Source organism: Streptomyces sp. NPDC012510 (assembly GCF_042955065.1).
In the GTDB taxonomy this organism is placed as follows: Bacteria; Actinomycetota; Actinomycetes; order Streptomycetales; family Streptomycetaceae; genus Streptomyces.
In genome coordinates this window covers 236,658-258,644 of sequence record NZ_JBIBEN010000005.1, presented here as the reverse complement: position 1 = coordinate 258,644, position 21,987 = coordinate 236,658, and the positions used below count along the sequence as shown (strand labels likewise).

Genomic DNA, 21,987 nt, shown 5'->3' with positions numbered 1-21,987 from the left:
TGGTCCTACGTGGGTCTTGTCTGCGGCCGCTCGGACACTCTCCCGAGTGCCCTGCTTCCGAAGGAAACAACGACTGGAATCAGGACAGAATTCCCAACCCGTCCCACTATTTTTCTGATCTTGCAGTACCCTGTGCCGCCACAGGGGGAGGAGTGATGTCGGTGGGGTCCGCAGAGGTGCAGGTCAGACCAGGAGTCGAGGCCGACCTCGCCTCCCTCACCGACATCTACAACCACTACGTCCGTGAGACGCCCATCACATTCGACACCGCTGTCTTCACTTCCGAAGAGCGCCGCCCTTGGCTCCTCTCCCACCCTGAAGACGGCCCGCACCGTCTGATGGTTGCCGTCTCCTCCGACTCACAGCGGATTCTCGGATACGCCACGAGCAGCGCCTTTCGCGCGAAGCCGGCGTACGGCACCTCCGTCGAGGTGTCGGTGTACATCGCCCCCGACGCGGGCGGCCGGGGCGTCGGGACCCTCCTCTACAAGGCCCTCTTCGAAGCCCTCGCCGACCAGGACCTCCACCGTGCCTACGCCGGCATCGCCCAGCCGAACGAGGCCTCGACCCGGCTGCACGAGCGGTTCGGGTTCCGGTACGTAGGCACGTATCGCGAGGTGGGGCGGAAGTTCGGGCGGTACTGGGACGTGGCCTGGTACGAGAAGGACCTCTGAGGGCTACGACCTGGGTCTCGGGAGCCTCGCCATCGCGGCGCGGATGCTCTCGGTGACCTCGGGAACATCGATCCCCAGGTCGCGGAGGCGGGCAGCGACCTCCTCGATGCCGATGTCGAGGGCGGCGGAGACCGCGCAGAGATGACCGAGGGGGACGGGGAAACCGGGCACGATCTGACGGCCGTAGACGCCGAGGTCCACCCAGAGCATCTGGAGGGAAGCGCCGAGTCCGTGCAGGTCCAGCAAGCGACACACGCGCGGTGGTGGCACGTTCAGGCCGTACGCGCCGAGCCGGACCGCGACCTCGACCGCGGGCCTCGCCACGGCGTGTGCCGTATTCAGCAGAAGGAACAGGTCGACATCCTTGGTGCTCCGGCGGCGACCAGCCCAGACCGGCAGCCTCGCCTGGAGAAGAAGGTCGTCGAGTCCGGTCGGCTCCTCGGGAAGGCCGGGCGGGCAGACCACTCCCAGGTCGCGCAGCCTCTCCGCCACGCCCTGGCCCTCGTTCCGAACCGGTGGGTCCGGGTCAACGGAGGATGGCCCTCCCGTGCGCAGCCCATAGGACTCGAGGACGGAGATCACGTCGGTGACGGCCAGGCGGCACGTACCCGCGGCACGCACGACCTGGCTGTAGCTCACCACCTCACCCGCCGCCCACCAACCCGGCCGGCCGTCCAGGCCTCTGCTGAGCAACCGCACGTCCTCGGCCCCCGGCCGGTCGGGCAGCTCGGTGACGCTCAGCCCGTACGCCCCGAGCCGCTGAGACACGTCCCGTACGGACAGCCCGGTCACCTGCGCGCTCCACAGCACATGCCCGGGTGCGACCTCACGATCGCCGGGCAGCCATCCCCCCTCCCCCCGGCAGTCCGTACTCAGCAGCCGGAGGTCCACCTTCTCCGGGCGAGAGGGGAAGGACCCGGCCGGCGAGACATCGAATCCGTAACCGGCCAGGCGCTCCGCCGTCTCCGAGAAGGCGAGGCCCTGTTCCACGTACGCGTCCAGGAAACACTCCATGGGCACCGGACGAGCGGTGGAAAGCCGGTCGTCCCTGCGTCCGCCCGGCTCGGACGGGTCGTGCGACACCCTGCCGAGAAGAGTGACGTCCACCGGGTCCGGATCGCCGTCCGGATAGCGCTCCGCCTCCAGTGCGCCGAGGCCCAGCTCTCCAAGTCGCACGACCGTGGCCCGCGGGCTCCCCCCGATCGACGCCGCGGTCTCCAGGATCGCCGCGGGCTGGGCCAGTTCCTCGCTGGACAGTGACAGCAGTACGGCGTCCGACGGGCGGGCGCGCAGGAGCGGACCCACCTCGTCCAGTTCTGGGACGAGAGCGGCCAACTGTGCGACCGAACGGTGGGCGAGCCTCCTCCAGAGCAGGATGTGATCAGTGTTGCTCCGGGGCGAGATCATGGTGCCCATCCAGCGCAACGGATCGCCGACGTCCGTGGACCAGTGGAGGAGCGCCTCCTCCTGGGGCAGGCACCCCACCTCTGCCGGTCGGAAGGTCCGGCCGTCCGGCAGCCGCAACTCCACGTCGGCTGCCATCGCCGCCTCGGCGACGATGTCGGCGACCTTGCTGTGGGTCTGCGCGACATGGCAGATCCAGTCGTAGCCGAGCAGACCTGACGGCGAGGCGATCAACTCGTCCACCGCCGTCCGGAGCAGTTCCTCCACGTCGTCCGCCACATCGCTGAGGATGTGCAGGCGGTCCACGGAGAGTTTGGGCACGCGGTGCCCGGTCAGGTTCACGAGGGCGCCGACCAGTGAGGTGTGCGGGGCGTCCCAGCCGAGGGGTTCTTCCAGCTCCCGGGCCGCCAGGACACCCGTCCAGCGGGTGGGTTCGATCACGATCCCGTCGACCAGCAGCCCGCCCCCGCGCTCGCACCAGACGACGTCCGGCACCCCTCCGCCCTCACCCCCAGGACCGGGCACCAGGCGGCCGCCCGCGTGGACGGCGACCGTACCGGCCGTCCCGGACCCCTGTCGCAGCCGGTACTCCCCCGCCGTCCATGTCGCCGACCGGGCCCCGTGCTCCACGGCCGTCTCGAACTCGGCGACGCCCAGCAGCCGGGTCAGCTCGGTGACACAGGAGGGCGCGCCCTCGCGGAGGTAGAGCCGTACGGTCGTGCCCGGGTGTCTGCGTTCCGTGCTTCGTTCCACGCGGAAGAGGTGGTTGGGGCCGTGGATGGCCACCTTGAAGCACGGTTCCGAGGTGGCCCCGTCCTCGCCCAGCCGACGCGTGACGACCTCGATCTCGTCGGCGATCATGAAGTAGCTGAGGACGCCGATGCCGAAGCGGCTGACGGGGTGCATCTGGATGCCCGCCGCCTCCCAGACGGCGCGCTCGTTGCGGACGTCCGTCAGGTCGGTGAAGCGGGTGCCGGCGCGGGCGAAGACATGGGTGAGTTCGGTTTCGCCCATGCCTATGCCGTTGTCCTCGCAGAGGAGGTACGGGCGGCCGTCCGGGCCCACGCCCTGCTCGAAGCGGATGCGGCCCCTCCAGTCGTCGGGGGAGCCGCCGGGCCTGGTGGCCAGGTACTCGGTGCGGGCCTTGCGGTAGCGGCAGGCGTCCAGCGCGTTCTGGTAGAGCTCACGGATCGCGAGGCCTGGGCTGCGGTAGAGCTGGTCGCCCATCAGCAGTTCCTGGACGCGCCGAGGATCGACGTGGAACTTGCTGTAGCCCTCGAACTTGGGGCGGTCGTCGTCGCCCAGCGCCGCCCGTACCCCCTCGGCGGACGCGCGCAGCGGCAACTCCCGCAGTGGCGCGAGGAGTTCGTCGCCTCGGGCCGCCCGATGGATGTCGTACAGGAGGTTGTCGACCTGCGAGACATGGCGTCGCAGCGCCTCGGCCACCGCCTCGTGGTGACAGTCGGCGGCCTGGAGCACCATGGGGCCGTTGTCGCTGTGCCAGGCGGCGTCGGCGACCGTCCGGCGCAGGTCGGCGAGGTCGACCCGGTGCGGAACGCCGAGGTTCTCGACGAGGTCGTCGGGGAGCGCGGGCAGGTCCAGGGCCCTGGCCCGGGCGAGGGAGAGGAGCATGCTGAGGCGTCGCAGCCGTACCCGCTGCGGCAGTGCGGTGCCACCGGGCACGGAGGCGACGGACTCGACCCGGGCGAGGCGTTCCGGGCCGTTCGTCTCCCCGAGCGGCAACCGGAGCCCGTACAGCAGTTGGCCCGCGCGGCGACGGTGGAACAGTGCCGTGGAGGTCTGGTCCGCCAGGGGCAGTCGGGCCACCAGGGCGTCGTACGCCGTCCAGTGGTCCTCCGTGCCCCGCAGCCCGTGGTCGATCCACTGGTGGAACAGCCACCAGCCGATGTCCGACTCCGCCCCGGGGCGTTCGGGAAGGTTCAGTGTGGCGCGGCGTACGAGGCGTTCATGGCCGCGGTCGAAGAACTTCTCGAAGTCGGCACGGTCTCCCCTGGCCCGGGTCAGCCGGAGGTCGGTGGGGCCCACGTGGACACGGGCGGCCGCCGTGCGCACCCACAGGGTCTGGGAGAGGTACGGGGCGAGGGTGAGGAGCAGAGCCTCGGCGGGTCTCAGCTCCCAGTCGGGGCCGCTCTCCGCGCAGACCAGTTGGCAGATCTGCCCGTGGAAACGGGAGCCGAAGGAGCGGTCCCACCAGGGGTCGGCCGACGCGCGCTCCGCGACGCCGACCAGCGCCCGCTCCGCCTCGTCGTGCAGGACCGCGAGGGTGGCGGCGATGTCGCACGCCGCCGAGAGCGCCGTTCCCGACGCGTCGCTGCCTTCCGGTAGCGCCCGCCACAGCGGGGAGTCCGCGACTTCCCGCACCCACGCGCCGGGTTCGGCGGCGGGCTCCGCCGGGGCGGGGGGCGACGTCCAGTGGTGGTGGACGTGCGCCTCCACCGATCCGATGTTCTCCGCCTGGATCGCCGGCCCGTTGACCGTGCCGCCGCTGATCCTGTTGGCCGTCCCGCCCCGCTCCGTCCCGCCCCGCTTCGTCACGTGGCCCAGCGTAGAAGCAAATCTCCTACGTCCTGAAGGGAATCGGCGGTCCCACCGCCCCTACCCGAACTGCACCGACCGCTTCGCCAGCCCCATCCAGAAGCCGTCGATCACCGACTTCTGGGCGTCCAGTTCGCCGGAGGCGTCCGCCGCGCCCATGGTGACGAAGAGGGGGGCGAAGTGTTCGGTGCGAGGGTGGGCCAACTGGCCGGCCGGGGACTTGTGGAGGAAGTCCAGGAGGGCGTCCCAGTCGCGGGACTCCAGCGCCCGGTGGCCCCAGTCGTCGAACTCGGCGGACCAGGTGGGGATGCCGCCCTGGCGGAGGGCGGCGAGGTTGTGGGTGAAGAAGCCCGAGCCGATGATCAGCACGCCCTCGTCCCGCAACGGGGCGAGCTTGCGGCCGATGTCCATGAGCTTCAGCGGGTCCAGCGTCGGCATGGAGATCTGGAGGACGGGGATGTCGGCGTCAGGGAACATCTCCACCAGCGGGACGTACGCGCCGTGGTCGAGACCTCGGTCCGGGATGTCCTGCACCGGGGTGCCGGGGGCCTGGAGGAGCTTGCGGACCGAGGCCGCCAGCTCGGGGGCGCCGGGGGCGCCGTACTGGACCGTGTAGTAGTGCTCCGGGAAGCCCCAGAAGTCGTAGACCAGCGGGACGGTGTCCACCGCGCCGAGGGCGAGGGGAGCCTCCTCCCAGTGGGCGGAGATCATCAGGATCGCCTTGGGGCGCGGCAGGGTCGCGGACCAGGCGGCGAGTTCGCCGGGCCAGATCGGGTCGTCGGCGAGCGGTGGGGCCCCGTGGCTAAGGTAGAGGGCGGGCATGCGCTCGGCGGTGGTGGCGGACATAGGGGTGACTCCCTCAACACACACGCGACGCACACGGCACACTCGTCACGGACGCCTCGGCGGGCACGGTGGTCGCTTCTGTCTCCTGGTTTGCGTGGCGCCTTCCGGCGCTTGAGACTCCTCCCGACTCCCCAGTAGTTGAAGTCTCAATATTTCTCGTTTCACTCTACATCTCTATAGTTCAATTTTCAAGGAGGGGCCTCGTACAGTGGAGGTATGAAGACCGCATCCGCTGAGGAAGAACCCCGCTGGCTCACCGACGAAGAGCAGCGCACCTGGCTCGCATATGTGCACGCCAAGACCCTTCTCGAGGACCATCTCGACCGTCAGCTGCAGCGCGACGCGGGCATGCCGCACCTCTACTACCACTTGCTCGTCGTGCTGTCCGACGAGCCGCAGCGACGGCTGCGGATGACCGAACTGGCGATGCGGACGAAGATCACACGGTCGCGGTTGTCACACGCCGTCGCCCGGTTGGAGAAGAACGGGTGGGTCCGGCGCGAGGACTGCCCGGCCGACAAGCGGGGACAGTTCGCGGTGCTCACCGACGGCGGGTTCGAGATGCTCTCGAAGAGTGCGCCGGGGCATGTGACCGCCGTACGGCAGGCGCTGTTCGACCGGTTGTCGCCGGAACAGCAGAAGTCCCTCGGCGAGATCATGGAGATCATCGCGGAGGGACTTCAGCCGAGTGAGGCGGGTGCCGACCTGCCTTGGCTCCGGTAGGGAGCCGCTCTGGTATGGAGCCGCTCCGGTATGGAGCCGCTCCGGTCGTGGAGAGGTGCGGGTGCGTGGGGGCTGGTGAGTGGGGGCTGGTCGAGCGGCTCCCGTGCCCCTGGGTGAAGAAGGACTTCGCGCCCTCCTTCACCCAGGACCTCAGTGAGCGATCACCGGGACCCTCACCTCGTTCTGCGCGTCCTCGCCGTCGCCCGCGCCGGTCGTGGCCGTCATGTCCGGCTTGCCCGTGGTGACGAAGGTGAAGGCGATGGCGGCGGAGGCGACCAGAATGGCCACGGCGACCCAGATCGCGTTGCTGTAGCCGTTGACCATGCCCTGGAGTTCCACCATCTGGGCGGCCTGCTTCGACGTGGCCGAGCCGATGTGGTCCGCGATGTAGGAGGTGGTCGCGGAGGCGGCGATCGTGTTCAGCAGGGCCGTGCCGATGGCCCCGCCGACCTGCTGGGAGGTGTTGACCATCGCGGAGGCCACCCCCGCGTCACGCGGTTCGACGCCGTAGGTCGCGAGGGACATCGCCGGCATGAACGCCGTACCCATGCCCAGGCCGAGCAGCAGCTGAGCGGGCAGGAGCAGACCGGCGTAGGAGGAGCCGACCTCCATCTGGGTCAGCAGGAGCATGCCGAGGCCGGCCACCAGGAAGCCCGGGGCCATCAGCAGACGCGGCGCGACCCGGGTCATGAGGCGGGTGCCGATCTGGGTCGAGCCGATGATCATGCCCGTGATCATGGGCAGGAAGGCGAAGCCGGTCTTGACCGGGGAGTACCCCTTCACGATCTGCAGGTAGTAGGTCAGGAAGAGGAACAGGCCGAACATCGCAATGATCGCGAGGCCCAGCGAGAGGTACACACCACCACGGTTGCGCTCGGTGATCACGCGCAGCGGCAGCAGCGGGGCCTTGACCTTGGACTCGACGAACACGAAGGCCGCGAGGAGCGCCGCCGAGGCGACGAACAGGGTGATCGTCATCGAGTCGCCCCAGCCGTCGGACTCGGCCCGCGTGAAGGCGTAGACCAGGGAGACCAGACCCAGGGTGGACAGGACCACGCCGGGGATGTCGAGCGGGGAGCGGTTACGGCTGCCCGCCGGCTCGCGGATGACGAAGTACGCGCCGGCCGCGGCGATCACCGCGAACGGGATGTTGACGAAGAACGTCCAGCGCCAGTCCAGGTACTCGGTCAGGAAGCCGCCGAGGATCAGGCCCACGGCGCCGCCGCCACCGGCGATCGCGCCGTAGATGCCGAACGCCTTGGCGCGCTCCTTGGCGTCGGTGAACATCACGGCGAGGAGGGAGAGCGCGGCGGGCGCGAGCAGCGCGCCGAAGACGCCCTGGAGCGCGCGGGCACCCAGCATCATCGCCTCACCGGTGGCCGCGCCGCCCAGCGCGGAGGCGCCGGCGAAGCCGATCAGGCCGGTGACGAACGTGCGCTTGCGGCCCCAGAGGTCGGAGATACGGCCACCGAAGAGGAGCAGACCGCCGAAGGCCAGCGCGTAGGCGGTGATGACCCACTGGCGGTTACCGTCCGATATCCCGAGGTCCTGCTGGGCGGACGGGAGGGCGATGTTCACGATCGTCGCGTCGAGCACGACCATGAGCTGGGCCAGAGCGATGAAGACGAGCGCTTTCCAGCGGCTCGCGTGCGTGTCGCGGTGCGCGTCGTCCAGCGCCTCGGGGGCGCTGCGGACTGTTTCGGACATGGAGGTACCCACCTCGGGACTTCGTGACGGAAAGATCGGTATCGGTATCGGGTGCTGGAAAAGGGCGTCGAGGGCCGGCGGCCCGCCGGGCCGGCACCGGAACGGTTGTGTCGTCGGCGCCGTGAGACAGGGACGGCGGTGACACCGTGACCATGGACGGCGGTGACAGCGTGACCATGGACGGCGGTGATGGACGGCGGTGGCAACCGCGAACCGGGTGTGCCGGCGGCGGTCGGTCAGTCGTGCCGGTCAGTGGTGTCGCTCAGTCGTGCCGGTCAGTCGTGCCGCTCAGTCGTGCCGGTCAGTCGTGCCGCTCAGTGGTGCCGCTCAGTGGTTTCGGTCGGTCGCTCGGACCGGGTCAGGTCATGACGGGTTCGGCCTCCGTAGGTCCTCCACGGTCACCGGGGTGCCGGGCAGTACGGAGGCGGCCGGGGCGCGCAGGCCGTCCACGAACAGTTGCAGGTGGCGGTGGAGGAAGCGGTCGGCGCCCGCGCACTGGGTGCCGGCCGGGGGCCTGCTGAGCTGGCTGACGGCGATCATCAGGTCGCCCACGCCAACGTCGGCGCGGAGCTGACCGGCGTCCCGGGCCCGCTTCATGACCCCGGCGACCTGCTCCTCCAGCCGTTCGCGCGCCGCCTCCAGGTCCGGGTGGTGCTTGTCGAACGCGCTCTGGATCATCGGACAGAGCGCGCTGACCCGCTCGTCGGCGGAGGTGTGCACGAACCGCGAGAGCGCCTCGAACGCGTCACCGGTCTCGGCCAGCGCGGTCTCGGCCGCGAGGGCCGTACGGTCCATCACCGAGCAGACGACCTCACGGACCAGCGCGTCGCGGTCCGGGAAGTTGCGGTACAGCGTGGCGTTGCCGACGCCGGCCCGGCGGGCGACCTCGTCGAGCGGCACCTCGGGGCCGTACTCGACGAACATCTCCCGGGCTGCGGTGACGATCCGCTCCCGGTTGCGCAGGGCGTCGGCCCGCGGGCGGTTCACCTTGCGGCGCACGGTGGTGGCGGTCTCCACGGCGTACTCCTCGTCCGGATTCGGTGGCGTGTGTTCCGTGATGCGTGTGGGGGGCGCCCGGTGACTATCCGGGGATGGAGTCCCCGTTTCGCTCGGACACATGACCAAACGGGGAAACGATCCCCGGTTATTTCCCGCACCCGAAGTCTTCTTGCGTGAGCTGGGTCACACTCACTGGGTCACGGCAGCCGGGTCGCATCGGCTGGTTCTCCTCACAATCGAGCGGCATTCGAACGTAAACCCCACGTTCGGACCTTCCAGCGCGCGCCCACGCACCCCTCGACACAGGGTGATCGAGAGGGTGCAGTCTCATCACCGGACGGCTGCCGTGGAGCGAAGGGCGCGGGCATGGAGCAGCCGTTCCGCCGAGACGGGATACCCACGCGCCGGACGCCTCCGCGCCGGGTACGTCCGTCCCGGGCGCCGCACGCCGGGCGCACGCGCCGGGCACGCCCGCGCCGCGTCGTTGCGCTTGCCTCGGTCACCGCCCTCACGCTCGCGGTCAGCACGTCCGCCGGCACCGGGCATCTGATGGCGGAGGAGCGGACGACCGTCGCAGGGGCCACCGCCGTGACCCGAGGTACCCCCCTCGGCCCCTGCATGATCCGCGGCCCGCTCGGCACCCAGATGTCCGAGGGCATCCCGACCCCACCCGGCTACACCCGCTCCACCGGCGTGGTCCGCGCCCTCAACCTGATGATCGACTTCGCCGACGCACCCGGCGAGGGCAGCGCGATGGACCGCTTCGCGGAGTTCGCCCCCCAGACCCGGAAGTGGTTCAGGACCAGTTCGTACGGCCGTGTCGACTACCGCCCCGAGGCGCCGCTCACGGAGTGGCTGCGGATGCCGAGGCCCTTCCACTCGTACGGCATAGAGCGCGGCGCGCCCTTCGAGCCCGGCTACCGCAAGCTGGTCCAGGACATGGTGCGGGCCGCCGATCCGCTCGTCGACTTCCGGACGTACGACCTGGTCAACGTCCTCGTCACCCCCAACGCGGGCCCCTCCGCCCTCGACACCGTCCTGTCGGTGACGTTCGCCGGGAACCGTGAGGCGCCGGTCGCGGACGGGGTCCCGGTCGCCAACGCGTCCTTCGTGTACAGCCGTCAGGACGACGGTTCGGGCTCGTACGACGAGACCGGCTACCGGGTCCTCCCCCACGAGAACGGCCATGTGTTCGGACTGCCCGACCTCTACACGCATGAGGGCGGCGGCGCGGTCGGGCACTGGGACATCATGAGCGAGGACTGGGGCGTCGACAACGATCTTCTCGGCTGGCACAAGTGGAAGCTCGGCTGGCTCGACAAGACCCAGGTGGGGTGCGCGGCTACCGTAGGCACGGCCGCGTACACACTGACCCCGCTCGCCACGCCCGGCGGCGTGAAGCTGGTCGTCGTCCCCCTGTCCTCCCGTACCGCGTACGCGGTCGAACTGCGCACCCGGGCCGGCAACGACGCGGCCGTGTGCCGGCCCGGGATACTCGTCTACAAGGTCGACGCCGCGGTCGACACCGGGAACGGGCCGATCAAGGTGTACGACTCCCGCCGCGACAGCGGGGGCTGCACGCGCAGCCCCAACGTCCACGCGGAACTCTCGGACGCGCCGCTGGTACCCGGCGAGTCCTTCGAGGATGTGCGCGCGAAGGTGGAGATCGCGGTGGCGGGGGCGGGGGCCGGGGGGAGCCACCGGGTGGTGGTGCGGCGGCGGTGAGTGGGGTTGATCAAGGGTGACCGTGGGGGTGGAGACGGAAGACACGAGCTACTGGGCGCCCGGCTGAGCGGCGCAGCCCGTCGGCATTAACGTGAACCCATGTTCCCGAACGTCACGAGCGCGGCCTCCGCCCCCGCGCCCGCTGAAGCCGTCGCACCCCTCATGCGGGGGATCACCGTGCTGCGCCGGCTCACCGAGGCGGACGGGACGCTCAGTCTGAGCGGACTGGAGAGGGCCACCGGGCTGGCGCGTTCCACGGTGGACCGGATCACGGCGACCCTGGCCCGCATGGGCTATGTACGGCTGGACGGCCGGGACGCGGTCCTCGCCCCCCGCCTGATGGAGCTGGGCAACGCCTACCTCGCCGCCATCCGCCTCCCCCGTCTCCTCGACGCCCACGCGGACGCCCTCGCCGACGAGCTGGACGAGTCGGTGTCGCTGGCGGTCGGCGACAGGGACGGCATCCGCTTCATCCACCAGGCCACCCGCCGCCGCGCGATGTCCCTCAGCTTCCGTATCGGCGACCTCCTCCCCGCCGAACGCACCGCGCCAGGCCCGCTGTTCGCCGCCGAGTGGGACAACGCCGACTGGGCACGGTGGCGGGCGCGGCGCGAGACCGATCCCGAAGGGCACGGCTTTCCGGCGGTGCCGCCGCGCGGTGGGGCGTACGACGACTTCGAGGCCCGTACGGCGCGCGCGGGCGCCCAAGGGTGGGCGCTGGACGACCAGTTGATCGAACCGGGGCTGGTGGCCGTGTCCGTACCGGTGCGGGACCCCCGTACCAGGCGGGTCGCGTGTGTGGCGAGCGTCGTCAGCCACACCAGTCGGCACACGGCGGAGTCGCTGCGGTCGGCGCTGCTGCCTCGGCTGAGGGCGGCCGTGACGGAGATGGAGCGGGAGTTGCGGGCCCTGGGGGGAGGGAGGGAACGGGGGGCGGCGCAAGGACAGCAGAGGCGGCAGGGGGTGCGGGGAGTGCCGGAGGTGCGGGGGGTGCGGGGGGTGCCGGGGGTGCCGGTGGAGACGCGTGCGGGCGCGGCCTCCTTGATGGGCGCGCCCGCCTTGATGGGCGGCGGCGCTGCGGGCGGACTCCCGGTGCGTTCCGGGCTCGCCGACTGGACGGGGGCGTCCAAGCAGGAGCTGGGCCGGGAGTTCGTCGAGTCGCTCGCCCGGGGGCTCACGGTCATCACCTCCTTCGGGGAGGGGCGGGCCGAGCTGACCCTCACCGACGTCGCCCAGGCCACCGGGCTCGCGCGGGCGACGGCCCGGCGCGCGCTGATCACGCTCGAACACCTCGGGTACGTCGAGTCGTACGACCGGGTGTTCCGTCTCACGCCCCGGGTGCTGGGCCTGGGCTTTCCACCACTGTCGATGCTGCCGCTCTCCCGGATCGCCGCCCCCCACCTGGCCGAACTCTCCGCCCGCGTCCATGACTCCGCGTCGCTCGCGGTCCTCACCGGCGGCGGGGACGAGGTGCAGTACACCGCCCGGGTCGCCACCAGCCGCATCATGAGCGTCAACATCACCCTCGGCACCCGGCTGCCGGCGTACGCGACCTCCCTGGGCCGCGTCATGCTCGCCGACCTGCTCCCAGAGGTCTCCCTCCCCGAACACCTCGACCGACTGACCCCGCACACGGTCACCGACCGCCGTGAACTGCTGGCCGTCCTGGAACGCGTCCGTGCCGACGGTCACGCCCTCGTCGACGGCGAGTTGGAGGAGGGGCTTCGTTCGATCGCCGTTCCGGTACGGGATCGGGGCGGGCGGGTGGTCGCCGCGGTGAACGTGGCGATGCACAGCAGCCGACGGTCCGTGGAGGAGTGCGTGACGGAGGTGCTGCCGGAGCTGCGGGCCGCGGTGGGCCGGATCGAGGAGGAGCTGAGGGTGGCGGGGAGGTTCCGGAGGGTCGCCGAGGTGTGATCCGGAGGTCTCTCCCCACGGCTCTCGGAGAGGCCCCTCGGAGAGATCCCTCGGACAGCTCGCCATCGTCGCGGACGTCATCGGCATGGCCACCGGCGAGGCCGCCTGGCTCAACGTCATCGCCCGCAGCATCCAGGACGAGCGGACCGTGGCCGAGTGGCTGCGGCCGAGCGGCTGTGCCCGACCGCCGAGCAGCCCGCCCACGAGTACCCGCTGCTGTGCGAGAACTACGCCGAACCCGTGGGGTGGACCCCCAGGCGGCCCGGGTGGAGCAATTCCGATACGGACGCGACCGGGTGCCGGACGGGTGGGAGACACGGCTCACCCGTTGACCCCGGTGTACCGGCTCAGGCTCCAGTTCCACAGCAGTCGCGACAGTACGAACGCCACGAGGCCGATGAACGGTGAGGCCACCGCGAGTGCCTCCGGTACGCCCATCGCGTCGCCGTGCCCGGTAAGTACGCCGGCCGGGAAGTAGGCGATGAAGGCGAGTGGTACGACGAAGGTGAACGCGGCGGACGCGGCCTTCGGCAGGATGCTGAGCGGATAGCTGCCGAAGGTGCCCATCAGTTCCTCCAGCCACTGGCTCCAGTACGAGGTGGCCGGGAAGTGGAACGCGGCGGCGGCCAGGGCCGTGAAGAGCGCGGCCTCGACCAGCATCCCGCCGAGCACGCCCGCCACCACGTACGCGATCCGGCCCGCCGTCCAGTCGAGGGAACTGCGCTGGAGTGCGGCGACGAACAGACCGACGGCCACGACCAGGTCACCGATGGCGTTGACCGGGAAGAAGGCGAGCTGGATCTGCCGGTAGACCGGAAGCGGGCGAATCAGGCAGGGATCGACGACCCCCTCCTGGACGAGGAGGTTCATGTACTGGACCCGGCCGAGGAACAGCACGTACAGCCCGTGGGCCAGCATGCGCATGCTGGCGATCAGCAGCACGTCGGAGCTGGACCAGCCGCCGAGACCGGGGAAGCGGGTGAGCAGCACTGAGGCGAAGACGACGATCGAGACCTGCCAGACCGCCCCGATGGCGACACCCATCAGGAACTCGCCCCGGTACTCCAGCCGGGCCTTGAAGTTGAGCTTGGTGATCCGCCAGGCGACCCGCCAGGCGTGCCGGGCCCCGTGCGGCGGGCCGGACGGCGGCATGGGCGCGGATGAGGACACGGGCGGGGGCGCGGGCGCGGACGAGGGCATGGACGGCGGCACGGGCGCGGACGAGGGCGTGGGCGTGGACGAGGGCTGGGACGCGGTCTCCGTGGAGGGTCCGGTGTTCGGTGGGTTCGTCATGCTCATCCTCCCTGTGCCACGACGCGTCGGCCGGCCCGGTCCCAGAGCCTGCGGGTGAGCAGCGCGAGCAGCACGATCCACACCGCCTGGACCGCCATCTGCCCGAAGGCGTCGCCGACGCCGATCCGTCCGACGTAGATGGAGAGCGGTACGCCGAGGGTCGCCTGGAACGGCAGGAACGTGCTGAGGGTGATGAACCAGTCCGGGAAGTACCAGAGCGGCGCGTACACCCCCGAGAGCAGGTTCTGCGCGAAGACGAGGATCATCAGGGCCGCCTCGTTGCGCAAGGTCCAGAAGCACAGCAGGTCGACCAGCATCATCACGTAGTACAGGACCAGTTGGCCGAGCAGCATGCTCACCGCGAAGACCCCGGCCACCGCGACGGAGGAGGGCGGGGCGACGACCCCTACGGCAAGGCACAGCACGTATCCGGCGAGCACCCAGCCGAAGCCGTAGAGCTGGTCGCCGAGGGCACGCAGCGCGTAGTAGCGCTGGGGCTTCATCGGCCGCAGGTACCAGTAGACGATCGTGCCGAAGTGCAGATGCTGGATCACCGTGTCGCGGCCGGCGCGCCGGTCGAGGCCGCGGATGCGGTTCGCGAGCACGGCGAGTACGGCGTAGCCGACGGCCTGGGTCTCGTTCAGCCCGGCGCTGGAGTCGGTGTTCGCGTACAGCCCCCGCCAGAGGTAGACGACCAGGCAGACCTGGACGAAGAGCCGTATGGCGGTGGCGGTCATCCGGGGCGGGGCGAGCAGTTCGCCCCGAGGGGTGATCGAGGCGATGCGGCGGGCGCGGGAGAGAGCGGCGGCGAGCGTAGGCGGTGCGGTGGGGGTGGGGGGCTCGTTCTCGACGGTTCCCGGCGTTCGGGCGGGTGTCCCGGTCGTGGCGGGCATGTCTCAACCGCCCTGGGTGGAGGAGGTGACGGTCGTGGCCGCCGAATCCTGAGCCGGTACGTCGCTGCCGTCGCCCACCTGGCCCACCACTTGGCCCACCTCGCCCACCTGGCTCACGTCAGACACTTTGCTCACGTCGCTCACGTCCGTCAGACGTCTGGCTCACGTCGCTCACGTCGCTCACGTCGCTCATGTCGCTGAGGTAGGCGGCGCGCATGACGTCCTCCAGGTCGTTCTCCTCCAAGGCGAGGTCCGCGACCCGGAACCGTCCGATGATGACCTTCAGCGCCTCGTGCACGCCGGGCGCGTCGTCCCCGACCGGCCCGAACACCACACGCGGCCCTTCGCGCCGGAGCACACCGATCCCGGCGAAGCCGGGTAACCCGACCCCGGGCTGCTCACCACGCTCGATCTCCTCGATCTCCTCGATGTCGGCGGGGTCGGCGAGGGTGGCCCGGACCTGCCAGGTGCCGCCGAAGCGCCGACGGATCTCCTGGAGCGGCCCGTCGAGCACGATCCGGCCGTGATTGATCAGCACCACGCGCTCGGCGAGCCGTTCCACCTCGGTCATGTCGTGCGTGGTGAGCAGGACGGTACGGGCGCGCTCCTCGACCTGGTGCCGCAGGAACCGCCGTACCTGCTCCTTCACGACCACGTCCATGCCGATGGTGGGTTCGTCGAGGAAGACGACGGGCGGGTCGTGCAGCAGCGAGGCGGCGAGATCACAGCGGACCCGCTGTCCGAGCGACAGGTGCCGGACCCGGGTGTCCCAGAACTCGGAGAGTTCGAGCAGCCCGTCGAACTCCTCGACACGATCCCTGAATTGCGCCTCAGGCACGCCGTAGATGTCCCGCAGGATCTCGAAGGATTCCCGCGCGGGCAGATCCCACCACAACTGCGTCCGCTGCCCGAACACGGCCCCGATGTTGTGGGCGTTGCGCTCCCGGTCCCGGTGCGGGACGACTCCGGCGACGAGGGCCTCGCCGGAGGTGGGCGTCAGAATGCCGGTGAGCATCTTGATCGTGGTGGACTTCCCGGCCCCGTTGGGACCAAGCAGCGCGAGCAACTCCCCTTCCCCCACGCTGAATTCGACGTCCTGCACCGCGACCTTGTCGACACGCCGCGGACTGACGAGCGACCTGAGCGCCCCGGCGAGACCGGGCCGCCGTACGGTCGTCTGGAACACCTTGGACAACCCGCGCGCCTCGATCACCGCGGACAACGGCATCACATCCCTCAGCCAGAATCGTTCGGAGCACACTCAGATCGTTCGCGTCCGTTCGAAATGCCGAACACCGTCCGGCACAACGGCGGCATGCTAGGCCCGCGCACCAGAGGAGAGAAACGGATTTGTTGGCCGTCATCGTCACCGAGAGCCTCAAGGACCCCGCCCTCCTGCGGAAGATCCCTGGCAGAGAACTCAAGCGCTACATGCTGCCGCTCAACGACGGCCCCGTAGAGATCACCGAACTCGACATACCCAGACCGGCCGCGCACGACGCCTGCCTCCAACTGGCCGCGGCACTCCGCCCCGAGGGCTACTACGCCCAACTCCAGGACGCCCACATCATGTACGTCGTCTTCCCCCACACGATCTCGGTCGTACGCCGCGCCGACCCCACCTCCGAGGCCGCCGCCCAGCGCGTCGGCACCCTCTTCTCCATCCCCCTCGCCCAGATGGACTTCCTACGTATGTTCACCACCCCTTACCCGAACGCCCCAACCCCGACCCGCTGACCCCCCACCCACCCGCTACACTGACCGGCCACCTTGACTCCACGCCTTCGTGGGGCTTGTAGAAAACTCCGTCGCCGCAGGTCAGCGGGTGGCCAGGAGATCGCTCCGGAACGCACACCCATCGATTCGGAAACGCTCAGCTGATCGCTGCAGGTCGGGGCGCTTTCTCGGATCATGCCGGTCGGTCTTCTGGAAGTGCCCCGTATGAGCAGTTCAGTTCTTCGCGCCGCTGGGCTGTCGCGGATTCCGGGCGGGATCGCCAGTCGTAGTAGCCGGATCTGGAGACGCCGAGTCGGCCGCACATGAACTCGACGCTGTATGCGTACTTCTCGGTGTCGAGCCTCATCTCGTCGATGACCTCGTACTTGCTTGCTACCGGGGATCCTTCGCGAAGTACGCCGCGCATTTTTTCAGGAAGGAGTTTTCCATCTCCAGTTCACGGTTGCGTCGTTCGAGCTCTTTCAGGCGGGCTCGCTCGTTCACCGTCAGTTCCGCATCGGGTGCCGGCTCGTGCTGCTTCTGGTACTTCTTCACCCAGCCGCGTAGCGTCTCCGAGTTCAGCTCAAGCTCCCGGGCGACTTCGGAGATCGTCTTGCTTGACCTCAAGGCGATCTGAACGGCTTCCTCGCGGAACTCCGGTGAGTACTTACTGGGTGGCGCCGCTTCTTCCTCGTTTCCTTGTTCAGGACAACCCTATTGGGTGCCTGTCCTGAACTTCGGGGCCTCTCGCCTACTGAAGCCATGCCCCCTGCGGACACGCGTTCAATAGGCATCGCAGAACAGCTCCAGGTCGGCCGCCTGTCATCGGCCTTGAGCGCGTACCCCTGCGCGCGCGTGCGTGCGGGTGCCCAGGCCGACACCCACACCTCGTGGACGCGGCGCAGCGGTGGTCCTGCCCGTCAAACCGCCGCGATGCCCTCCATGCCGGACTCGGCGAAGGCAGGCAGGCCCTCGGCCGTCGTGACCTTGGTGAGGGAGCCGTTCGCCTCGACGCGGAAGCCGTCGACAGTACCGGAGACGGCGTTCTGGACGTAGACGAACTTCTCGTCCTCCGTCACGGCAAGATCAATCACACCCTGCGAGTTGGCCGAGGGCGGGGTCGCGATGCCCACCTCGTTGGTCAGGGAGAGCCGGCCGTCCTTGTCCATGCGGTAGCCGGTGACGACGGAGTTCCCGGTGTTGCCGCCGTAGAAGTAGTTACCGGCGCGCTCCAGCCAGCACAGGGTCTCCTGGCCGTTGGCAAGCGGCTCCTGAACGACCTTCAGCTTTCCGTCGCGCCTCACCTTGTACGTGGTGACCGTGGACTTCTCGGCCTCGGCGACCAGCATCCGCTTGCCCGCCTTGTCGAAGCTGATGGCGAAGGGGACGCCTCCCGCCGATTTGTTGATGACCGGTTCGGCCACGGCCGGCAGGCCGTCCCGGCTCATGGGGAAGACTTCGACAGTGTTGTTGGACTTGGTGGTGACGACCAGGTTGCGGCCGTCCGGAGTGAACTCGACCTCGCCGGGTGAGCTGGAGAAGAGAGGGATCTCCTCGTTGTCCAGGCCCAGGGAACGATGTGACCCGGCCAGCGGCTTGAGCCCCCTGCCGGTGATCTTGAAGCCCTGGATGCTCCCCTCGCCGCCGGCGTTCATGACGTACGCGACGTTGCCGTACACCGCGATGCTGGCGGGGAACTCCCCACCGGAACCGACGACTTTCCGGTCTGTCAGCTTGCGCCCTTCGACGCGGAACGATGTCACCGTGTTGCTGCCCGCGTTGACCGCCAGCAGCATGCCTGACGTGTCGTCGTAGACGAGGGAGCCCTGGGAGGCGAGCGAGTCGGTGGGGGCATCGACCTGATCGCCGCCCTTGCCGCCGGTCGCGTAGGTCCCCGCAGGACTGAGCTTGCCGTCGTCACCCCGCGCGAACACGTGAATGGCGTTGCCGTCCAGCTCGTTGCCCTGGACGAAGACCGCGTGGTCGGCCCCGGCAGGGCTCTCGGAGTACTGACTGGCCGAGGCCAGGGACACGGCCACGGTGGCCGCCCCGGCGACGGCGAGGGCCCCGCCACCGATCATGATCCGCCTTGTCCTGGACTTCGCCCGGTGACCGCTGCGCGTCCCGGCAAGCCGGCCTGTGCGGTGATGACCACTACTCTGCATGTTCGTTCCCGTCCCTCTGGGGGCTGCGCCGTCTGTGCGCCCTTCATCCGCGACTGCGGACAGCAACAGCGTGGCCAAAGGGAACAGCGGGACGACGCGGAACGGCGGTCGCGTCAGACTCTCGTAAGGACGCCTCTCGAACTTTTTCGCCTTGCCAGTCCACCGGCATCGTCGAGGTCACCGACGCCTTCCCCCTCGAACCAGGTGTGTGCATTGATGAGGACGCGCCGGTCGTCACAGGAGAACTCGTCCGGCCCCCGCGTGTGGGAGATGTGCTGTCGCGCCGGTCGAGGCTTGGTTCACGGGAAGCAACCTGTGGCAGATGGCGTGGTCATGGATGCATGGTCGGGGTTTCCGCTTCGGGTGGTTGGTGTCGTGCCGGTGTCGGCTTGCGCCGCTTGGTGAGCCGGCCGGCCCTCCAGCGTCGCCGCAGCCAGTCGCCCGTCTCCCCGATCGCGACGAGGAACGCGGCCGAGGCGATGCACTGCGCGAGCGTGGCGGGCTGATCGAGCGCCTTGCCCACGAGCCAGAGGACGAGGGCGATCAGCGCCCACCAGACGGTGAGGGAAACCGCGAGGCGCCATACGCGCCGTCGGCTGATCACAGGGTGGCCTTCCCGACTCGGCGTGGCGCAAGAGCTGCGTACGTGCAGCCCACTGCGGCCACGATGGCCGCGGTGGCCGTAGACACCAGGGTGATCACGGGTGTTGCCTCGGCCAGGCGCGGGATCGTGTTGAGGGGCGCGGCGGCGTAGAGGGCGAGCAGGGCCAGGCCGCGCGGGCGCATGGGCGCGAGCCGGTGCCTCAGTCGGTGCGGTATCCGGCCGCTGACCAGGGCCAGGCCAGCCGGGAGCAAGGTGAGGGAGAAGAAGACGAGGCCGATCCAATGCCAGATCATGCGTGAGAGAACTCCTGTGGTGAGCGGCGCTGACGGAGGCACGGGGCAGCTTCCTCCACGACGGCCTCGGCGTCGGCGGTCGGCTGTGTCCAGTTGGGAAGCGTTGGGCACGGGTGGAGCGGGCCGACAGGCGTACGTCGACAGTGCGGGCATGGCCGCCAGGGCGATCCGGATGTGCCTGATAGGCGATCAATCACGGTCGGTCCTCGTCTCGGTGGACGAGGTGGGCGGTGAGCGCTCCGATGAGTAGGGCCCAGGCCACAGCTGCGGGTCCTGCCTGGTGCCAGCCGAGCAGGATGGTGGCCGCTGCTGTTGTCGCTCCGGCGGCTACAGCGCGACGGTCGGCGGCAAACGCCCACTGCTCACGGGCGGTTCCTCGGTGCCGGAGTTCGCCGAGTGCCGTTCTGACCAGCAGGGCGGCGATGATGATCGCGGGTGCCAGCAGCGAGGCGTCCGTGGCCATCAGCCGGACATCCCGTCAAGCACCCTGGTGACCTGTGCGCGGAATCGTGGGGCAGCGGCCATGACGGCACACCTCCGGGCAAACGGCGACGGGCACAAGGCCCCTTCACGCCGACCAGACTTCCCGGCACACCCACGTCCCTTGACGCGTTCTTTGCACTCTATCCGCTGTCGACGCCCCCGGGACAGCCCTGCAAGCAACGGTGTGGACCGTGGCCCCGCAGACGCGCTCATCCCTGGTCGGTCCACCCGGCGACCATGCGCAACAGCCCGCCAGCGCGCCGGAGCGATCATGACAAGTGACGCCGGTCTTGGGCACGGCCGCCTCGCAACCTGGCTGTCCAACTCGACGGTGCCGGGCCCGTATCCACCGCTGTGACGATCGTCTTGGTTCTGGGGGCTTGGTCTCAGGTGTCGACCGGAAAGGCCCTGCACAGGACGGACCGCTGCGCTCCGGCTGGTAACTACGGCCGCCTCTGGCCGATCCAGGGCCAGGAGCGGCTATGCGGCGGGTCCGTCAGTGGCTGGCTGACAGTTCGCCGCTGAGCTTGCCGTGGAGGTGGGCGCTGGGGCCGTTCAGGCCGGTGATCTCCACCCGCTTGCCGCGTTGGGCGTACTTCATCTCGATGGCGTCCAGGGCGGCGACGGAGGAAGCGTCCCAGACGTGGGCCGCGGACAGATCGATGACGACCTGGTCGGGGTCGGTGGCGTAGTTGAACTGGCCGACAAGATCGTCGGAAGAGGCGAAGAACAACTCGCCCGTCACCCGGTAGACGACCGTGCTGCCGTCCGGGTCGATGACGGCGGTGACCTCGGCGAGGTGCGCGACGCGCTTGGCGAAGACGACCATGGCGGTGACCGAGCCGACGACGACGCCGATGGCGAGGTTGTGGGTGGCGACCACGCACGCGACGGTGACCACCATGACGGTGATCTCTCCCGTGGGCATCCGCCGAAGCGTCTTCGGGGCGATGGAGTGCCAGTCGAACGTCGCGAACGACACCATGACCATGACGGCGACCAGGGCGGCCATGGGGATGTCGGAGACAACGGGGCCGAAGACGACGCACAGAACCATCAGGAACGCGCCGGCCAGGAACGTCGACAGGCGGGTGCGGGCGCCGGACACCTTCACGTTGATCATCGTCTGGCCGATCATGGCGCAGCCGCCCATGCCGCCGAAGAAGCCGGTGACGATGTTGGCGATGCCCTGCCCGATGGACTCGCGGGTTTTGGAGGAGCGGGTGTCGGTGATCTCGTCGACCAGCTTGGCCGTCATCAGCGACTCCATCAGGCCGACCAGCGCCATCGCGAAGGCGTACGGGACGATGGTGGTCAGGGTGTCGAGGGTGAAGGGCACGTCCGGCAGGCCGGGCACCGGCAGCGAGGAGGGCAGGTCACCCTTGCCGCCGACGGTCGGCACGGCGATCCCAGCCGCCACCGTGATGACGGTGAGGATCACGATCGACACCAGCGGGGCCGGGATGACGGTGGTGACCTTCGGGAAGAACACCATCAGTGCCAGCCCTGCCGCGAGCAGCGGGTACACCGGCCATGGCACGTCCGTCATCTCCGGGACCTGGGCCATGAAGATCAGGATGGCGAGGGAGTTGACGAAGCCGACCATCACGCTGCGGGGGATGAACCTCATCAGCTTCGCCACCCCGAGCGCGCCGAGGATCACCTGGAACACGCCCGCCAGGATGACGGCGGCGACGAGGTATCCCAGACCGTGCTCGCGGTTCAGCGGTGCGATCACGAGGGCGACGGCGCCGGTCGCGGCGGAGATCATGGCCCGGCGTCCGCCGACGACGGCGATGGTGACGGCCATGGTGAAGGAAGCGAACAGGCCGATCGCGGGGTCGACCCCGGCGATGATGGAGAAGGAGATCGCCTCGGGGATCAGCGCGAGCGCGACCACCAGGCCGGCCAGTACCTCGGTGCGCCAGACCTTCGGATCACGCAGCCAGTCGGGCTTGAGACCGCGCAGCCGCGCGGCGGGAGACAGGA

Annotated in this window: 18 protein-coding genes; 5 read left to right on the top strand and 13 right to left on the bottom strand. The window is 69.6% G+C overall.

The features are described from left to right. The first annotated feature begins 155 nt into the window (after nt 1–155). The gene (locus ACFY9I_RS11495; RefSeq protein ID WP_390999828.1) at nt 156–674 is read left to right on the top strand and encodes a GNAT family N-acetyltransferase; all 519 of its coding nucleotides are present in this window, start codon (nt 156–158) and stop codon (nt 672–674) included. Between the two features lie 3 nt (nt 675–677). Here the strand turns inward: ACFY9I_RS11495 and ACFY9I_RS11490 are convergent, their stop codons facing one another. Both ACFY9I_RS11490 and ACFY9I_RS11485 read right to left on the bottom strand, forming a co-directional pair. After that, nucleotides 678–4,634, bottom strand: a complete 3,957-nt coding sequence (locus tag ACFY9I_RS11490; RefSeq protein ID WP_390999825.1) for a hypothetical protein — start codon at nt 4,632–4,634, stop codon at nt 678–680. Between the two features lie 60 nt (nt 4,635–4,694). Next, complete coding sequence (locus ACFY9I_RS11485) at nt 4,695–5,480, bottom strand: dioxygenase (protein WP_390999822.1); 786 nt, start codon at nt 5,478–5,480, stop codon at nt 4,695–4,697. Between the two features lie 216 nt (nt 5,481–5,696). On the opposite strand from ACFY9I_RS11485, the gene ACFY9I_RS11480 reads away from it, so the two are divergent. Then, nucleotides 5,697–6,203 carry a MarR family transcriptional regulator gene (locus ACFY9I_RS11480; RefSeq protein ID WP_390999819.1) on the top strand — a complete coding sequence of 169 codons (507 nt, stop codon included), beginning with the start codon at nt 5,697–5,699 and terminating at the stop codon, nt 6,201–6,203. A gap of 150 nt (nt 6,204–6,353) precedes the next feature. On the opposite strand, the gene ACFY9I_RS11475 is transcribed toward ACFY9I_RS11480, so the two are convergent. Further along, entirely contained in the window at nt 6,354–7,910 is a 1,557-nt protein-coding gene (locus tag ACFY9I_RS11475; RefSeq protein WP_390999816.1) for a DHA2 family efflux MFS transporter permease subunit, read from the bottom strand. A gap of 363 nt (nt 7,911–8,273) precedes the next feature. Next, nucleotides 8,274–8,927 (bottom strand): TetR family transcriptional regulator, encoded by a 654-nt coding sequence (locus ACFY9I_RS11470; RefSeq protein WP_390999814.1) that lies wholly within the window; start codon nt 8,925–8,927, stop codon nt 8,274–8,276. 348 nt (nt 8,928–9,275) lie between these two features. On the opposite strand from ACFY9I_RS11470, the gene ACFY9I_RS11465 reads away from it, so the two are divergent. Together ACFY9I_RS11465 and ACFY9I_RS11460 are read left to right on the top strand one after the other, a co-directional pair. Then, nucleotides 9,276–10,634 carry a M6 family metalloprotease domain-containing protein gene (locus ACFY9I_RS11465; RefSeq protein WP_390999811.1) on the top strand — a complete coding sequence of 453 codons (1,359 nt, stop codon included), beginning with the start codon at nt 9,276–9,278 and terminating at the stop codon, nt 10,632–10,634. Between the two features lie 99 nt (nt 10,635–10,733). Beyond that, nucleotides 10,734–12,551, top strand: a complete 1,818-nt coding sequence (locus tag ACFY9I_RS11460) for an IclR family transcriptional regulator C-terminal domain-containing protein (protein ID WP_390999809.1) — start codon at nt 10,734–10,736, stop codon at nt 12,549–12,551. A gap of 321 nt (nt 12,552–12,872) precedes the next feature. Here the strand turns inward: ACFY9I_RS11460 and ACFY9I_RS11455 are convergent, their stop codons facing one another. From ACFY9I_RS11455 to ACFY9I_RS11445, 3 genes are all read right to left on the bottom strand, one after another. Continuing rightward, the gene (locus tag ACFY9I_RS11455) at nt 12,873–13,703 is read right to left on the bottom strand and encodes an ABC-2 family transporter protein (RefSeq protein WP_391000383.1); all 831 of its coding nucleotides are present in this window, start codon (nt 13,701–13,703) and stop codon (nt 12,873–12,875) included. Nucleotides 13,704–13,846: 143 nt separating this feature from the next. Then, nucleotides 13,847–14,737: an ABC-2 family transporter protein gene (locus ACFY9I_RS11450; protein ID WP_390999806.1), complete on the bottom strand. Its 891-nt coding sequence runs from the start codon at nt 14,735–14,737 to the stop codon at nt 13,847–13,849. 118 nt (nt 14,738–14,855) lie between these two features. Continuing rightward, nucleotides 14,856–15,965, bottom strand: coding sequence for an ATP-binding cassette domain-containing protein (locus tag ACFY9I_RS11445; protein WP_390999803.1), 1,110 nt, complete (start codon nt 15,963–15,965; stop codon nt 14,856–14,858). Between the two features lie 125 nt (nt 15,966–16,090). Between ACFY9I_RS11445 and ACFY9I_RS11440 the strand changes: the two genes are divergently transcribed. Further along, the gene (locus tag ACFY9I_RS11440) at nt 16,091–16,474 is read left to right on the top strand and encodes a hypothetical protein (RefSeq protein WP_390999801.1); all 384 of its coding nucleotides are present in this window, start codon (nt 16,091–16,093) and stop codon (nt 16,472–16,474) included. Nucleotides 16,475–16,846: 372 nt separating this feature from the next. On the opposite strand, the gene ACFY9I_RS11435 is transcribed toward ACFY9I_RS11440, so the two are convergent. The 6 genes from ACFY9I_RS11435 to ACFY9I_RS11410 all read right to left on the bottom strand — a co-directional run bounded on the left by ACFY9I_RS11435 (nt 16,847) and on the right by ACFY9I_RS11410 (nt 21,985). Continuing rightward, the gene (locus ACFY9I_RS11435) at nt 16,847–17,080 is read right to left on the bottom strand and encodes a transposase (RefSeq protein WP_390999799.1); all 234 of its coding nucleotides are present in this window, start codon (nt 17,078–17,080) and stop codon (nt 16,847–16,849) included. A gap of 293 nt (nt 17,081–17,373) precedes the next feature. Then, nucleotides 17,374–18,534, bottom strand: coding sequence for a beta-propeller fold lactonase family protein (locus ACFY9I_RS11430; RefSeq protein WP_390999797.1), 1,161 nt, complete (start codon nt 18,532–18,534; stop codon nt 17,374–17,376). A 415-nt stretch (nt 18,535–18,949) separates the two neighbouring features. Then, complete coding sequence (locus ACFY9I_RS11425) at nt 18,950–19,222, bottom strand: hypothetical protein (RefSeq protein WP_390999795.1); 273 nt, start codon at nt 19,220–19,222, stop codon at nt 18,950–18,952. Then, nucleotides 19,219–19,515: a hypothetical protein gene (locus ACFY9I_RS11420; RefSeq protein ID WP_390999792.1), complete on the bottom strand. Its 297-nt coding sequence runs from the start codon at nt 19,513–19,515 to the stop codon at nt 19,219–19,221. The genes ACFY9I_RS11425 and ACFY9I_RS11420 overlap by 4 nt, the downstream gene beginning before the upstream one ends. Nucleotides 19,516–19,708: 193 nt before the next feature. Next, nucleotides 19,709–19,978, bottom strand: a complete 270-nt coding sequence (locus ACFY9I_RS11415) for a hypothetical protein (protein ID WP_390999789.1) — start codon at nt 19,976–19,978, stop codon at nt 19,709–19,711. Nucleotides 19,979–20,494: 516 nt separating this feature from the next. Further along, the gene (locus tag ACFY9I_RS11410; protein WP_391000380.1) at nt 20,495–21,985 is read right to left on the bottom strand and encodes a SulP family inorganic anion transporter; all 1,491 of its coding nucleotides are present in this window, start codon (nt 21,983–21,985) and stop codon (nt 20,495–20,497) included. Nucleotides 21,986–21,987 lie beyond the last annotated feature (2 nt).

Coding starts and splice junctions, on each gene's coding strand:
- ACFY9I_RS11495 (WP_390999828.1), top strand. CDS start 156: ATGTCGGTGGGGTCCGCAGAGGTGCAGGTCAGACCAGGAGTCGAGGCC.
- ACFY9I_RS11485 (WP_390999822.1), bottom strand. CDS start 5,480: ATGTCCGCCACCACCGCCGAGCGCATGCCCGCCCTCTACCTTAGCCAC.
- ACFY9I_RS11480 (WP_390999819.1), top strand. CDS start 5,697: ATGAAGACCGCATCCGCTGAGGAAGAACCCCGCTGGCTCACCGACGAA.
- ACFY9I_RS11475 (WP_390999816.1), bottom strand. CDS start 7,910: ATGTCCGAAACAGTCCGCAGCGCCCCCGAGGCGCTGGACGACGCGCAC.
- ACFY9I_RS11465 (WP_390999811.1), top strand. CDS start 9,276: ATGGAGCAGCCGTTCCGCCGAGACGGGATACCCACGCGCCGGACGCCT.
- ACFY9I_RS11460 (WP_390999809.1), top strand. CDS start 10,734: ATGTTCCCGAACGTCACGAGCGCGGCCTCCGCCCCCGCGCCCGCTGAA.
- ACFY9I_RS11455 (WP_391000383.1), bottom strand. CDS start 13,703: ATGCCGCCGTCCGGCCCGCCGCACGGGGCCCGGCACGCCTGGCGGGTC.
- ACFY9I_RS11450 (WP_390999806.1), bottom strand. CDS start 14,737: ATGCCCGCCACGACCGGGACACCCGCCCGAACGCCGGGAACCGTCGAG.
- ACFY9I_RS11445 (WP_390999803.1), bottom strand. CDS start 15,965: ATGCCGTTGTCCGCGGTGATCGAGGCGCGCGGGTTGTCCAAGGTGTTC.
- ACFY9I_RS11430 (WP_390999797.1), bottom strand. CDS start 18,534: ATGATCGGTGGCGGGGCCCTCGCCGTCGCCGGGGCGGCCACCGTGGCC.
- ACFY9I_RS11420 (WP_390999792.1), bottom strand. CDS start 19,515: ATGATCTGGCATTGGATCGGCCTCGTCTTCTTCTCCCTCACCTTGCTC.
- ACFY9I_RS11415 (WP_390999789.1), bottom strand. CDS start 19,978: ATGGCCACGGACGCCTCGCTGCTGGCACCCGCGATCATCATCGCCGCC.